Source organism: Pseudarthrobacter sp. CCNWLW207 (assembly GCF_037203945.1).
Lineage (GTDB): Bacteria > Actinomycetota > Actinomycetes > Actinomycetales > Micrococcaceae > Arthrobacter.
On sequence record NZ_JBBCBS010000001.1, the window covers coordinates 136,432 to 149,843 of the forward strand.

Sequence of the window (13,412 nt, forward strand, 5' to 3'; positions counted from 1 at the left end):
TCAGTTGTCGTACTCAGCCCAAGGGATGTTCCAGTCACCGTAGCCGTCTTCGTGGGCCGCGTAATCCCCTTCGGTGTTGATGATCTGCACAACATCACCAGTGGTCATGTTGTCAAAGACCCAGGCGGCGCCGTCGGGGGCGAAGCCGATGCAGCCATGCGAGACGTTTTTGTTTCCGATGTACGGGAATGCTGATTCGAGCGCCTGGTGAATGTAGGCGCCGCTGAGCGTCAGGCGGATTGCGTACTCAACATCCACTTCGCCGTAGTACGCGGGATCCCCGGGCTTGAGGCCGATGCTCGCTGCCCTGAAGTGGTCGTACCGGTTCTTCTCCATCAGAACGGCATAGCCGCGGGCGGAGGGGAATCGCTCATCTCCCATGCTGACCGGCAGCGTCTTCACTACTTGGTCGTTGACGCTCAGGGTAAACGTGTGCGCGGCGGCGTCGGCGATGGCCACCCGCTTGTCGCCGAAGTTGACCTTGACTTTTTTATTGAAGTTGGCGATCTGCCCGTTTCCGAGGTCAACGCCGAAGAGCTGCATGTCCATGGTGACTGTGGAATTGGCCGCCCAGAAGGCCTCCGGCCGGTACCGGACCATAGTGTCGCTGAACCAGTGGAAGGCTCCGGTCTGGCCGGCGCTGGAGGTGATCTTGATGGCCTTTTCGACGTCCGCACGGTTCACCACCGGCTCGCTGAAAATGACCTGGAGGGGCTGGCCCACACCGACCTTCATGCCATCCAGGGGGTAGATGGCCGCATCCGCTTCATGCGTGCTTGAAACAGTACTGAACGAGTGCGTTGTGCTTGTTTCGCGCCCGGCCCCGTCGGTGACCACGTAGGTGTAGCTGTACTCGGTGTTGAACTTGAGGGGTTCGGCGGCGGTCCAACTGCTCCCGTCGTCAGCAAAGGTGCCCTGAACGGGGTGGCCGGCCGTGCTGGTCAGCGTGACGCTCTCGATCCGCCCATTGCCAACCTTGACGGCGACAGGCGCTGCTGGATTGACCTGTTTGGCGCCGTCGGCCGGTGCGACATCCACCTTCACCGGAGCAATCACGGGCGACGCGACGCCGGGGGCTGAGCGGACAGCAGAGCCCGCCTCGGATTCCAAAGAAGCATTGGCCAGGCCCGGCGCTACCGCGGCGAACGCCCCACCGGCAGCGGCCAGGACGCACACCATAGCCACCAGGAAGATCTTCTTGGCGGTTCCGGGACGGCGCGGCTTATTGTCAGGCTCCATATACCGATCTTATGGGTAACAGGTAACAACCCCGGGCACGGCCAGCGCCCGGGGCGTCACGCCTCAGTAACGATAGTGCTCTGGCTTATAGGGGCCCGCGACGTCGAGGTCAAGGTAGCTGGCCTGCTCCTTGGAGAGTTCCGTCAATTCGACGTCGAGGGCCGCGAGGTGGAGGCGGGCAACCTTTTCGTCCAGGATCTTCGGCAGGACATACACCTGGTTGACGTACTCGCGCTCCCCTTCGGGCTGGTCGCGCTTGGTCCACAGCTCGATCTGGGCGATCGTCTGGTTGGCGAAGGAGTTGCTCATCACGAAGGACGGGTGGCCCGTGGCATTGCCAAGGTTCAGCAGCCGCCCCTCGGACAGCACGATGATGGAGCGCTCTTCCGCGGTCCCGGCGTCGAAGACCCACTCATGCACCTGGGGCTTGATCTCCACTTTCTTGATGCCGGGGATGCGGGCCAGTCCTGCCATGTCGATCTCGTTGTCGAAGTGGCCGATGTTGCCCACGATGGCCTTGTCGCGCATGCCGGCCATGTGCTCGGCCAGGATGACGTCCTTGTTACCGGTAGTGGTGATGAAGATGTGGCCTTCGCCCAGCACGGACTCCAGCTTTGCCACCTGGTAGCCGTCCATGGCAGCCTGGAGCGCGCAGATGGGGTCGATCTCCGTGACAATGACCCGCGAACCCTGACCGCGGAACGCCTCAGCGGCGCCCTTGCCGACGTCGCCATAGCCGCAGACGACGGCGACCTTGCCACCCATCAGGACATCCGTGGCGCGGTTGATGCCGTCCGGAAGTGAATGGCGGATGCCGTACTTGTTATCGAACTTGCTCTTGGTGACGGAGTCGTTGACGTTTATGGCCGGGAACAACAGCTTGCCCTGTTCAGCCAACTGGTAGAGACGGTGCACGCCAGTGGTCGTTTCCTCGGTGACGCCGCGCAGGCGGGAACCGATGCGGGTCCACTTTTGCGCATCCTCCTGCAGGGACGCACGCAGGACATCCAGGAAGACAATGCCTTCTTCGGATTCGTCCGCGGCGGCGGCCGGAACGGCGCCAAGGGCCTCAAATTCGACACCCTTGTGCACCAGCATGGTGGCGTCTCCGCCGTCGTCGAGGATCATGTTCGGCCCGAGGTCAGGGTCGGTGTCGGCCCCGGGCCAGGTCAGGATCTGCTGGGCAGTCCACCAATATTCTTCAAGGGTCTCGCCCTTCCAGGCGAAGACTGGAACGCCCTGTGGATCCTCAATGGTCCCTTTACCCACTACGACGGCAGCAGCGGCTTCGTCCTGGGTGGAGAAGATGTTGCAGGAAGCCCAGCGGACCTCCGCGCCCAGGGCCGTGAGCGTCTCGATCAGCACGGCAGTCTGGACCGTCATGTGGAGGGAACCGGCGATCCTGGCGCCCTTGAGCGGCTGCGTGGGTCCGAATTCTGCGCGGAGCGACATGAGCCCGGGCATTTCGTGCTCCGCGAGGCGGATCTGGTGCCGGCCGGCCTCTGCCAGCGAAATGTCGGCAACCTTGTAATCAAAAGTCATGGGGATCCTTTGCTCTGTCCGATGGGGGCGACGGCGTCAATGCGCCTGCGGTGGGTGGGGCGGGTGCTGAAGGCTTATGGCGTGCCGGCAGCGGCGGCCGAACCAGACCGGGAGTCGTGCTGGTCCGAGCCGGCGGCGTTGGCAGCCTGAAGCAGTTCCGGCGGCAGGAGCAGCGGAATGCCGTCCTCGATCGCGTAGCGGAGCTTTTCGCCGGAGTCCCCAGCAGCCGTCGAGACGAGTTCCTCGCCTTCCTGGACCAGCTTCGACCCGGTGACGGGGCAGCGCAGGACTGACAACAGTTCAGGACTGATCTTTGGCATGTTTGATGCTCCCTGGAGGGCCTGTTCGCCCCGGTGGCTGACTGATTAGCAGCTTCCAGCCTACCGCCAGATGGGCGTCAGGACGGTTCACGGAGCACACGGAGGTGGCCACGGCGGGCACCTTCGGCAGCAGCCGGGGCCTCGAGTGCTGAGTGGGTCAGGCGCTGCGCCTGCGACGCGGGAGCCTGCGGTGGGAGGGCTGCGGCTTCCCGGACGGCATTGGCCAATGCCAGGAGGTCATCAGGCCCGGGCTGGTGCGGTGTGGACGGCATCGCCAGCCGGAGGACTTCCCAGCCGCGGGGAACTGTCAGTGACCCGGCATGCTGCTCGCACAAATCGTAACAATGCGGCTCGGCGTACGTGGCCAGGGGGCCCAGGACGGCAGTGGAGTCTGCGTATACGTACGTCAGAGTGGCCACCGCCGACTGGCGGCAGCCTGATCTTGAACATTGACGGATAGCTCCCACGACATCCCAGACTACTCGCTGTCGCCGCCGGTTCCCTGCATTGCCCCCGCACGCCGCGCCATGGCGGCCGTGGCACTTTATGTCGCGCAATCGAGCCGCCGGGTTTAGAGTCAATGTATGCAGTCATCGAACCATGATTCAGGCTTTACGGTCCGGTTGGCTGACCCGGGTGTCCGCAGTGGGGACACGGGTTCGGACTCCCCGGGCAGGAGTTTCGCGATGCGCCGCCGCAACAGGCACGGGCGCGGCCTGCGGGGCGAGCTGATGCTGCCCACCCATCCCGGTTACCGGACCCGGTCAGACCGGTTCGATGACATGGTTCTCGACTCCGCGCAACGGCTCCACGATATCTGGGGCAAAACCCTGGACGGTGTCCGGTTTGCCGTGGACGAAATACCCCCTCAGCTGGAACAGCTCGTTGCCGACGCCGGTGCGGCCCCCATGGGTTCCTATACTCCGGCCACCGCCGACGAGGGACCCATCATCACCCTGTACCGCCGAGTCGTGGAACAGGGCTGCGCCAGCCGGGAAGAGCTCCAGGACCTGGTCCACGACGTCGTTGTGGAACACACAGCCGAGATGCTTGGCGTGGCGCCGGAAACCCTCGACCCGGTGTACCGCCGCCGTTACTGACTACCGGACAGTGGTCCTGCCGGCAGGGGTTGCGTCAGTACCCGAGCGTGACCGGAACTTGTTCCTGGCCTGACGCGGCGGGCATGAGGGCAAGCGAAGAAATGTCCTCCCGGCCGTCCTGCTGCAGCAACAGCGCCCCGTACGCGGCGTCTCCCGAGGCGGAAACGATATACCCCACCACTGTGGATTCTTCGACCTTCTCGGGGACATCGATTGACGTGGTGGTTCCCCCTGCAATGTCCGCCGTGGACGCGGCCTGGATCTTGCCGTCGGCTGTGATGGCTGAGTAAGAAATGGAAGCCCGGTCCTCCAGGGCGCCAAAAATCAGGATTCGTTTGCCGCCCTGGGGCACCGGCACCACGTGCTGGCTGCCCAGCCGAATTCCAGCCGCGGCCCACGCGACGTCGGACGCCTGGTTGTCCTTGAGCCCGCGCGTCACCCGTGTCGCAGCTACAAACGACACGTCGGAGCTGGCGGCCACGGTGTAGTGGCCTGTCGGAACGCCCGCCAGGGAAACCTCCGTCACGGAACCGGCTTTGGCAGTAACCACTCCCCCGCCCGGCAACGCTTTCTGGCCGTCGCGCCCAAACAGCTTGATCTCCACCACCGCGTCTGATTGCCCCGGGACAGTGATTTGCAGTGCAGGGCCGGCGTCCTCATAGCCCTTTTCGCGGGTAAGGGACGAGAGGGCGCCGGCGTCCTGGATGTCGATGCCGGTCATGACCTGGCGTGCCGCCGGGGCGGCGCCGGGGGAAATGAAATCCACCCCGCCGGGCGTCAGACCCCTCAGTACGCTCTGCTGGATCGCTGCGGCCACGGGACCTCCTGCGCTCCGCACGTGGACGCTGAGCTGCGCTTCGCCGGGAGCGAGTCCTGCCAGGACGATGGACCTCGTACTGCCTGGTGCCACCAGCAGGCCGCGGCTTCCTGGCGCCTGGATCTGGCCCTTGGTGCCGTACAGCTCCAGGCTTACGGTAGCTGGCGTGGTCGAGGCATTGCTGAGGGTCAGGACGGAGGTGCGCCCCAGCGTGGTGCTGGCACCGGCCAGCCATACGTCGTTGGAAGGCGGCTGGCAATTGGCAGCAGCGAAACCCTGGAGATCGCCATCGGTTGCCGAGAACTTCATCAGTGCCGCCGCCGAGGCCTTTTGGCCGTTGCGGGCATCAGCGCTCAAGACGCTCGCGGCGTCCACGGCCCGTTGTTCGATGACGCCGGCTTTGAGCTCCTGCGGACCGGCTGCCCCGCCGGCCTGGGCGTCGTCCCGCGCGATTTCGACGGCGGCCGTCCCGTCAAGGGCGGACAGACGGCTGCCGGGGAGGACCCCGCCGGGAGCACTGATGACGGCGCCGGAGACGGCGCTGCGTGCTGTAGCGGATTTCGGACTGAACTGAGGATCGGTACCTGCTTCGGTACCTTCCAGGAGCCGGGCAGGACCCGGGCAGACGCCAACGCTGGAGCCTGCCGGCACAGCAGCCAGCGCGGCCGGGAGGCTTCGGCTGCCCGCCGGTTCGGGAGCAAGCGTGCCCGCGGCAATGATTCCCCCGGCGGCGGCAATTATCGCCGCGGAGGAGACCAGGCCGGTCAAGAGGCCCTTGCGGGACGCGTTGCCCCCTTCCGGGGTTTTGTCCTTATGCATTCTGGTGTTCCTTACGCAAGGAGCCTTCATCCCGGGACAGCCCCGTATTGGGCCGGCGGGCCGGCATGGGGATCGCGAGCATGACAGTGAGGCCAATGACGGTGATCTGCAGGATGGCGGACCACAGTGCCCAGGGGTTCTCGTAGCGGATGGTGAGCTGCCCCGCCGAAGGCGGCAGGGTAAACGCCTGGGCCCAGCCTGAGGTGGTGGACGTGAGCTTCCGGCCGTTCAACCAGGCGCTCCACCCGGGATCTGCACGTTCAGCGAGTACCACCAGCCGTCCGTCAGTTCCCTCCGGGACTGCCGTGTCGACGTCGTCAAAACCTGACGGCAGCAGCGCAATAGCGGCGCCTTTGCTGTCAACGATCCGGGCACGGTGGGCAACATCCGCCGGCTGCAGGACGGGCTGGTTCAACGGAGTGATCCGCCAGAGCCACCCGACGTCCGTCTGTCCGACGGCGATGAGTCCAGGCACTGCGTCCATCCTGCTGGCGGTGAGCTGGGCAGCAGTATCCACAGAACGCAGAACCACAAACCCCACCCCCAGCTGCTCCAGTTCAGGGCGGGGGTCGACTCCTTCTCCGGCCACGATGGTTGCTACGACGCCGCGGAGTGTGCTTGTGACGGTGTCGTCGTCGCGCACTGTTTCGATGCCAGGCGCGCCCAGGATGTTCCGGGACGACGCGATGGTGGACAGGCTGTCCAAGGTGGTGCCGGCACCGCGCATCAGGGCAGCGTTGAATGTGCCGTCTTCGGAGGTGCTGATCAGCAGCGTCCGGGTCTGCTCCGGGCCTGTTCCGCGGTCGATTGCGGTGGCCGGGAGGGTCCGGGGATCGCTGGCTTCCACCAGCCGGGGAACGCCGAGCGGTTCGCCTGCTGCATCCTGGGGCGGACCCGCCGCGGTGGCTGGCCTGAGCAGGTTCTGGGCGGACCAGGCTGCCATTCCGGCCAAAGGGCCGGCCAGCAGCAGGACCGTGGCCAGCGCGACGGCAGAACGAAGGAGGATTCTCCGCGGCCTTGTGGCAGCGGAGACCCCGTCCGCGGCATCGAGTAGCCGTTCGGCGCCGATGAGTGCGGCACCCAGCAAGGCGAAGCCGGCCGCCGAGACCGACGGGCCGGTGAAGGGTGTCACCAAGGTGTCCGCGTTGACGGCGGTGGCGACGTGGCTGGCCAACCAGCCGGCAGCAAGGACGATGAGTGCGGCCAACCAGAGGGCACGTGCCGCGTGGCTCCGCTTTCCCGGCACCAGAATCGCCGCAGCCGCGAGGACCAGCACGGGCACGGATACCAGCAGGGCGAGCAGCAGGGCCCACGGGACGGCGCCGCTGAAGAACGGAAGTCCGGAGAGCCCGCCGTCGGCGGTGAACCTGATCGGCTGGCCCAGGATTTGCTGCCACAAGGGGGCGCCCGTGAAACCCAGCGGAAGGCCTGGATCAGCAAGCAGTGCGCGCGGCCTGTCCAGCACTGACAGGGCGAACGGGATGAACAGCGCCGCGCTGGGGAGCAGGGCCCACCAAACGGTGCGGCCGCGACGGCCCAGCAGGAGCCCGCACAGGACAATGACGACGGCGGCCGGGGCCAGCAGCGAAGGTGCGGAGGCGGCGACGACCGCCAGGGCCAGGCCTGCGGCCGCAGCGGCCGTCCAGGACGGCGTGCCGTTGATTCCCGGCTTCTCCGGCGGCCTCTCGGTGAAGCGCCGGTCACCGGGCGAGGGCAGCAGGAAGCGACCGTGTCCCAAGGCGGTGCCGGTGGCGCGCAGCAGTGCCAGGACAACCAGGGGGATCATGATGTGCGCGATCAAGGCGCCAACCCGGCCCTGGTTCAACGCGACCTGCAGTGCCGGCGCGGCGGCCCAGAACAGGGCGGCGACAAGGCGGAACCTGCGTCGGAGCGTCAGGGCGCCGGAGGCGAACCAAGCCGTCAGACCCGCCAGCGGGGCCGCCAGCAGGAGCAGCCATGCCATGGCGCCGTTTGCGTCGCCGCCGCCCAACAGGCCGAGGATCCACAACACGTAGCCGAAAGGGTCACCCTTGCCTGGCAGACCGGCGCCCAGGCTGATCCACCAACTGGACGCGTGATGCCAGATCTCACCAAGGGTGGAGGAGACAGGTATCAGGGCACCGCCGGAAACGGCCTCTGCACGAAAGAGGCCGGAGAGTGCAGTCAGAGATGCCACGGACGCAATCAATACCGTTGCCAGCGCGCCGCTGCCCACCCAGCCTCGTTCGCTGGTGGTCAGGGCGGCAAAATCATCTGCTGAATCGCCGCTCGGCTGGTCGGCGAGGGGATCCTTTTTGAGGCCTTCCGTGGGCGAGGCGTCGGACCCCAGCGCCTCCATGAGGGAGCGGCGGTGGCTCCAGACCTCGCGGCGGGACGTCTGAAGCTTGCTGACGACCGAGCGGCGGATGCGTCGCGTTCGCGCGGCAGCCCGACGCGCCTTCGCCACTGCGCCCGGCCGGCCCAAGGCTGTCAAGGTGGCTGCGAACTGGGCAAACCCGTACCCCGGATCCTTGACCGCGATGCTGAGGACGAGTTTGAAGATGCTCCCAAGGAGCGCGCCAACCGCGTGCAGCGGCACCTTCCATAGCGGTGCGTGCTTGAGCCTTAGGTGAACCTGTGCTTTCCTGGCGGCGGAAGCGTTCCCGAGGGCATGGGGCCTGTGGGCCACATGGAACATCCTGGCGGTAGGGACCACCACCACCCGGTGGCCGGCAAGGCGGTTTCGCCAGCAAAAATCGATGTCGTCACCGCTGCCTGGCAGTGCGGGGTCAAATCCCTGCAACTGTTCCCAAACGTCCCGGCGGACCAGCATCCCGGCTGAGTTCACCGCGAAGGTGTCGCTGCGGCCATCGTATTGGCCTTGGTCCAGCTCGTCAGCATCGATCAGGGTAAGGCGCTCCGCCCACCTGCTGGTGGAAAGTCCGACGTCGATCAGCCGGCGCTGGGCGTGCCAGTCGAGCTGTTTGCAGCCGGCGACCGTCACCGAGGGTGCGCGTTCGACTGCGCCCAGCAGTTCGGCCAGCGCTTCCGGGCACGGCGCGGCGTCGTCGTGAAGCAGCCAGATCCACTCCGTGGACGCGCTTTCGGGATGTCCGGCCCAAGGCGACAGGGCTTCGAGTCCGGCACGGACGGCGCCGCCCATGCCGGTTTTGGAGTGCGGAAAGTTGATGACATTGGGTTCGCCGAGGGCCCCAGCCAAAAGGGTTTCGGAGTCGTCCCTGGAGCCTGTGTCGACACCAATGGCTGAATCGACAGGCCGGGTCTGGTCAGCCAAGGCAGCCAGGGTTCTGGGGAGATAGGCACTGCCGTTGTGGGACACCACAACGGCAGTGACATGCACTTCCTGAAGAATTAGATTGCTCGCTTCCTTAGCCGCCGGCGCTCACGCTCGGAAAGGCCTCCCCAAATGCCAAACCGTTCGTCGTTAGCCAGCGCGTATTCAAGGCATTGGGACCGCACGTTGCATGCGCCACAGACCTTCTTGGCATCGCGGGTCGATCCTCCCTTTTCAGGGAAGAATGCTTCAGGATCCGTCTGGGCGCACAGAGCGTCAGTCTGCCAGCCCAGTTCGCCCTCGTCGTCGAAGTCCTGCTGGAAGGGCAGCCCGATCCATACCGGCTGCGTAGTACTTCCGCCGGCAGGGACCTGGAGTTCCATGGGCGGATCCAGGTCGTCATCGTCCTGGTCGTGTCCGCCGTCCAGCAGCGCTTCATGGGCTGCGAGGAATGCAGTTGCCTGATCCTCAAAAGACTCTTTGGTGTTGCGGTTGTAACGCTCAGCGGCGTCCGGATCCGCAGGATCCACGTACCAGTCGCTCGGCACGCCTCGTGAACGGTATTTCACCGTCGCCTGACCGGCGACGACTGCATCTTCATGGATACGCTCTGCTTGCCCCACGGCGACCCTCCTGATGTTGCTGCCCCTGCCTGGATACTTGGACACTCGGTTGTGTGCCGGTACTCGCGCAATGGCGTTCGATATCTAATTACACGCGTGTAACTACAGGCGAGTCAAGCCGCGGAGGGATAATAATCAACAATCCCGGACAACTCGGGTCACGCCACGCCCGGGAATTTTTGCCGACACGCCCGCCCGGGAAGCCCAGTCACTCAAGGAGCTTCGACTTTCCTGCCAAAACCCATGGAATTCGGGCAATAAATACAGCGTGAGCGTGAATAACGCAAGCGAAATGAGAAATTGATGTGAGTAAAATCACAGACTCCGCGCAGGTTCGCCGCTCAGCTTGAGTCCCGTCCGGGGCCCACGAAGCCGGTGACTGGCTCAGGCTGCCGTGCCAAGATGTAGCAATGAGCATCCCAGCGATCGAACTGATGACAACCCTGCGCTCCGGACATTCCACATCGCCGCGCCTGACCTGGTACGGACCGGACTCAGAGCGGGTCGAACTTTCCGGGCGGGTGCTGGATAACTGGGTTGCCAAGACCAGCAACCTGCTGCAGGACGAACTCGACGCCGAGCCAGGGATGCGGGTGAACCTTGACCTTCCGGCACACTGGAAGTCGGTCATTTGGGCCCTTGCCGCCTGGCAGCTCGGAATGGAAACCGTGCTGGACGGCGGTGAAGCCAACTACCTTGTGACGGATCGGCCGGATTCAACCGGCACGTACGACGCCGTCGTTGCCGTTGCCCTTCCGGCGCTGGCAATGCGGTGGCCGGGTGAGCTGCCTGGTGGCTTCATCGATTACGCCTCCGAAGTCCGCTCACATGGTGACGTGTTTATGGCCCACACCGATCCTTCGGCTTCAGGATGCGCCGTTCGCGGCAGCGACGGCCGGCGCCACCTCCATGAGGGACTGCTCACCGGCTTTGCAGCCCCGCACGAAGAGGGAGTCCGCCTGCTGGTGGCAGCTGCAGACGGCCTGGAAGCGGCCTTGTCGAACTCCCTGGGCGCCTGGCACAGTGGCGGGTCGGTGCTGCTGGCGCATCCGGACGTGGACCTGACGGACAAGCTCCTGGCGGCTGAACGCATCCGCGGCAAATAGCGTTGCCGGGCGCCGATCTTGGCCGCGCCGGAAACCCGGCCGGCTAGGACTCCCGGGGAGCCCCGGGAGCTTCTTCCTCCAGGTGCTCTCCGCGCTGGGCTGCGGCCGCTGCGGCCTTCTCGTGGTGGTGCAGCTCGATGAGCTCGTGGTCGTGGGAGAACTCCGGCTCCTGGTCCAGTTCCTCATTGAACACAAGGAACCGGTAGGCGAAGAAGCGGACAACCGTCGCTACCAAAATCCCCACAACGCCGGCGGCGAACAGCATGTTCTTATCCGTCACATTGAACGAGTACTTGGCCAGGGCAGTAAATCCTGTGGAAATCCCAATCCCAATGCCGTTGATGAGAATGAACATCAGGAACTCGCGGACAACGTTGGATTGCCGCCGATGCCGGAAAGTCCACAGCCGGTTGGCGATCCAGGAGAAAATCGTCGCGATGCTTGCGCCTACGAAGCGCGCTTTGGCTTCGCTGTCAGTCATCGGACCGTGCATCAGGTAGTAGGTCAGTCCGTTATCAATGACAAAGGCCACACCGCCCACCGCACCGAACTTGGCCACTTCACGCCAAAACAGCGAGGCGAGCCCCCGGATACGATCTGCAAGTGAACTAAACATGACCCTCCATGGCCGTCAGAAACTGTGGGCCACACGGCCAAAAGCCTATTTTAGCGCCGAATTGCCCCACACCACCTCCACCTATGGGGAACGCGAAGGCCAAATTCCCCTAAATTCGCTTCCCGTGCCGTCCGGAAGCCGGGATCCGGCGCGCTTTTCTGTAGGCTGGCACTTGTGACTTTTCCAGTAATCGGCGTGGTTGGCGGCGGCCAGCTCGCGCGCATGATGGCCCCAGCCGCCACCGCCCTAGGCTTTGAACTCCGTGTCCTGGCTGAGGCGGAGGACGTTTCAGCAGTTTCAGCCGTTGCCACCTCGCCAGTAGGTGACTACAAGGATCTCCAGACCCTCCTCGACTTCGCGGAAGGCCTGGATGTCATGACCTTTGACCACGAACACGTGCCCACGGACCACCTCCGTGAGCTGATTTCCGCGGGCGTCAACGTCCAGCCCGGCCCGGACGCCCTGGTCAATGCGCAGGACAAGCTGGTGATGCGGGCCGCAATCGACAGGCTTGAGCTTCCGAACCCGGCCTGGGCCGCTGTCACGGACGTGGCAGGGTTGGTGGACTTCGGCGACGAGATCGGCTGGCCGGTAGTCCTCAAGATGCCTCGCGGCGGCTACGACGGCAAGGGCGTGCGGATCATTGACTCCCCGGACGAGGCCGCCGATGCCGCTCCGTGGTTCGAAGCCATGAGCCCGCTACTGGCCGAAGCCAAGGTCGATTTCAGCCGTGAGCTGTCCGCCCTGGTCGCGCGCACCCCTGATGGCCAAGCCCGCGCGTGGCCCGTGGCCCACACTATTCAGGTCGACGGCGTCTGCGACGAGGTCATCGCGCCCGCCCTGGACATCGCACTGGACGTCGCGGCTGCGGCCGAAGAAGCGGCCTTGCGCATCGCGGGCGAACTCGGCGTTACCGGTGTGATGGCTGTAGAGCTTTTCGAAACGCCGGGATCCGGCGCCGGTTTCCTCATCAACGAACTGGCCATGAGGCCCCACAACACCGGGCACTGGACCCAGGACGGTTCAGTGACCAGCCAGTTTGAACAGCACCTCCGGGCCGTCTTGAACCTCCCGTTGGGCGCCACCGATGTCCTTGGCCCGGTCATCGTGATGAAGAACTTCCTCGGCGGAGACAACCAGGATCTCTTCTCCGCCTTTCCGGCCGCCTTGGCCAGCGAACCGGCGGCAAAGGTCCACTGCTATGGCAAGTCGGTGCGCCCCGGGCGCAAGATCGGCCATGTCAACCTCGCGGGAGCCTCCACGGATGAGGTGGACTCAGTACGGCAGCGCGCAGCGAGGGTGGCCGCAATCATCCGCGACGGCCGCGTTCCGGCCGAAGAAACAGCACGGATTTCCGAGGAGAACGCATGACCACTGAAACCACACCAGAGACCAGCGCCACCGAAGTCAGTCCCATTGTGGGCCTGGTGATGGGCTCGGACTCGGATTGGCCGGTCATGGAAGCCGCCGCTGACGCGTTGGCTGAATTTGGCATACCTTTTGAAGCTGACGTCGTCTCCGCGCACAGGATGCCTGCTGAGATGATCCGCTATGGCCAGAGCGCCCATGAGCGCGGATTGCGGGTCATCATCGCCGGCGCGGGTGGCGCCGCACACCTCCCCGGCATGCTCGCGAGCGTGACGCCCCTGCCCGTCATCGGTGTCCCCGTCCCGCTGAAGACCCTGGATGGAATGGATTCCCTGCTGTCGATCGTGCAGATGCCGGCCGGCGTTCCCGTGGCCACGGTATCCATCGCCGGTGCCCGCAACGCAGGCCTGCTTGCCGTTCGTATCCTGGCCTCGGGCACGGACCAGCTGGCCGCGTCCCTCCGCGCCGACCTCCTGGATTTCGCCCAGGAGCTCAATGACGTTGCCACGCGTAAGGGAGCCAACCTTCGGCAAAAGGTCAGCGAAGTCTTCGCCGACGGCAATGGTGTCCTCCGGGGCAGCCGCTAAG

At 65.1% G+C, this 13,412-nt stretch carries 12 protein-coding genes; 4 read left to right on the top strand and 8 right to left on the bottom strand.

Features of this window, described 5'->3' with window-relative positions; all coding sequences use genetic code 11:
• The 4 genes from V9L17_RS00470 to V9L17_RS00485 form a co-directional block, all read right to left on the bottom strand.
• A complete protein-coding gene (locus V9L17_RS00470; RefSeq protein ID WP_337346618.1) occupies positions 1-1,239 on the bottom strand; it encodes a L,D-transpeptidase in 1,239 nt (412 codons plus the stop codon).
• Positions 1,240-1,302: 63 nt separating this feature from the next.
• The gene (ahcY, locus tag V9L17_RS00475) at positions 1,303-2,781 is read right to left on the bottom strand and encodes an adenosylhomocysteinase (RefSeq protein WP_337350038.1); all 1,479 of its coding nucleotides are present in this window, start codon (positions 2,779-2,781) and stop codon (positions 1,303-1,305) included.
• A 74-nt stretch (positions 2,782-2,855) separates the two neighbouring features.
• Positions 2,856-3,101, bottom strand: coding sequence for a Trm112 family protein (locus V9L17_RS00480; RefSeq protein ID WP_337346620.1), 246 nt, complete (start codon positions 3,099-3,101; stop codon positions 2,856-2,858).
• 77 nt (positions 3,102-3,178) lie between these two features.
• A complete protein-coding gene (locus tag V9L17_RS00485; RefSeq protein ID WP_337346621.1) occupies positions 3,179-3,568 on the bottom strand; it encodes a DUF3499 domain-containing protein in 390 nt (129 codons plus the stop codon).
• Positions 3,569-3,685: 117 nt separating this feature from the next.
• On the opposite strand from V9L17_RS00485, the gene V9L17_RS00490 reads away from it, so the two are divergent.
• Positions 3,686-4,201 (top strand): metallopeptidase family protein, encoded by a 516-nt coding sequence (locus V9L17_RS00490; protein WP_337346622.1) that lies wholly within the window; start codon positions 3,686-3,688, stop codon positions 4,199-4,201.
• 34 nt (positions 4,202-4,235) lie between these two features.
• Here the strand turns inward: V9L17_RS00490 and V9L17_RS00495 are convergent, their stop codons facing one another.
• The 3 genes from V9L17_RS00495 to V9L17_RS00505 are packed head-to-tail and all read right to left on the bottom strand — an operon-like array spanning position 4,236 to position 9,734.
• Positions 4,236-5,837 carry a DUF5719 family protein gene (locus tag V9L17_RS00495; protein ID WP_337350039.1) on the bottom strand — a complete coding sequence of 534 codons (1,602 nt, stop codon included), beginning with the start codon at positions 5,835-5,837 and terminating at the stop codon, positions 4,236-4,238.
• On the bottom strand, positions 5,830-9,177 hold the full coding sequence (locus V9L17_RS00500; RefSeq protein ID WP_337350040.1) for a glycosyltransferase family 2 protein: 3,348 nt from the start codon (positions 9,175-9,177) through the stop codon (positions 5,830-5,832). The genes V9L17_RS00495 and V9L17_RS00500 overlap by 8 nt, the downstream gene beginning before the upstream one ends.
• An 11-nt stretch (positions 9,178-9,188) precedes the next feature.
• Positions 9,189-9,734, bottom strand: a complete 546-nt coding sequence (locus V9L17_RS00505) for a WhiB family transcriptional regulator (RefSeq protein ID WP_337350041.1) — start codon at positions 9,732-9,734, stop codon at positions 9,189-9,191.
• 410 nt (positions 9,735-10,144) lie between these two features.
• Here V9L17_RS00505 and V9L17_RS00510 point away from each other — a divergent pair, with 410 nt between their 5' ends.
• Complete coding sequence (locus tag V9L17_RS00510) at positions 10,145-10,840, top strand: TIGR03089 family protein (RefSeq protein WP_337350042.1); 696 nt, start codon at positions 10,145-10,147, stop codon at positions 10,838-10,840.
• Between the two features lie 43 nt (positions 10,841-10,883).
• Here the strand turns inward: V9L17_RS00510 and V9L17_RS00515 are convergent, their stop codons facing one another.
• A complete protein-coding gene (locus V9L17_RS00515; protein ID WP_337350043.1) occupies positions 10,884-11,456 on the bottom strand; it encodes a GtrA family protein in 573 nt (190 codons plus the stop codon).
• A 174-nt stretch (positions 11,457-11,630) separates the two neighbouring features.
• Between V9L17_RS00515 and V9L17_RS00520 the strand changes: the two genes are divergently transcribed.
• Positions 11,631-12,827 (top strand): 5-(carboxyamino)imidazole ribonucleotide synthase, encoded by a 1,197-nt coding sequence (locus V9L17_RS00520; RefSeq protein ID WP_337346628.1) that lies wholly within the window; start codon positions 11,631-11,633, stop codon positions 12,825-12,827.
• Positions 12,824-13,411, top strand: a complete 588-nt coding sequence (gene purE / locus V9L17_RS00525; protein WP_337346629.1) for a 5-(carboxyamino)imidazole ribonucleotide mutase — start codon at positions 12,824-12,826, stop codon at positions 13,409-13,411. The genes V9L17_RS00520 and purE overlap by 4 nt, the downstream gene beginning before the upstream one ends.
• Position 13,412 lies beyond the last annotated feature (1 nt).

What these genes read in the sequence shown, in the direction of transcription:
- V9L17_RS00470 (WP_337346618.1), bottom strand. Translation starts at nt 1,239, where the DNA reads ATGGAGCCTGACAATAAGCCGCGCCGTCCCGGAACCGCCAAGAAGATC.
- ahcY (WP_337350038.1), bottom strand. Translation starts at nt 2,781, where the DNA reads ATGACTTTTGATTACAAGGTTGCCGACATTTCGCTGGCAGAGGCCGGC.
- V9L17_RS00480 (WP_337346620.1), bottom strand. Translation starts at nt 3,101, where the DNA reads ATGCCAAAGATCAGTCCTGAACTGTTGTCAGTCCTGCGCTGCCCCGTC.
- V9L17_RS00490 (WP_337346622.1), top strand. Translation starts at nt 3,686, where the DNA reads ATGCAGTCATCGAACCATGATTCAGGCTTTACGGTCCGGTTGGCTGAC.
- V9L17_RS00495 (WP_337350039.1), bottom strand. Translation starts at nt 5,837, where the DNA reads ATGCATAAGGACAAAACCCCGGAAGGGGGCAACGCGTCCCGCAAGGGC.
- V9L17_RS00510 (WP_337350042.1), top strand. Translation starts at nt 10,145, where the DNA reads ATGAGCATCCCAGCGATCGAACTGATGACAACCCTGCGCTCCGGACAT.
- V9L17_RS00515 (WP_337350043.1), bottom strand. Translation starts at nt 11,456, where the DNA reads ATGTTTAGTTCACTTGCAGATCGTATCCGGGGGCTCGCCTCGCTGTTT.
- purE (WP_337346629.1), top strand. Translation starts at nt 12,824, where the DNA reads ATGACCACTGAAACCACACCAGAGACCAGCGCCACCGAAGTCAGTCCC.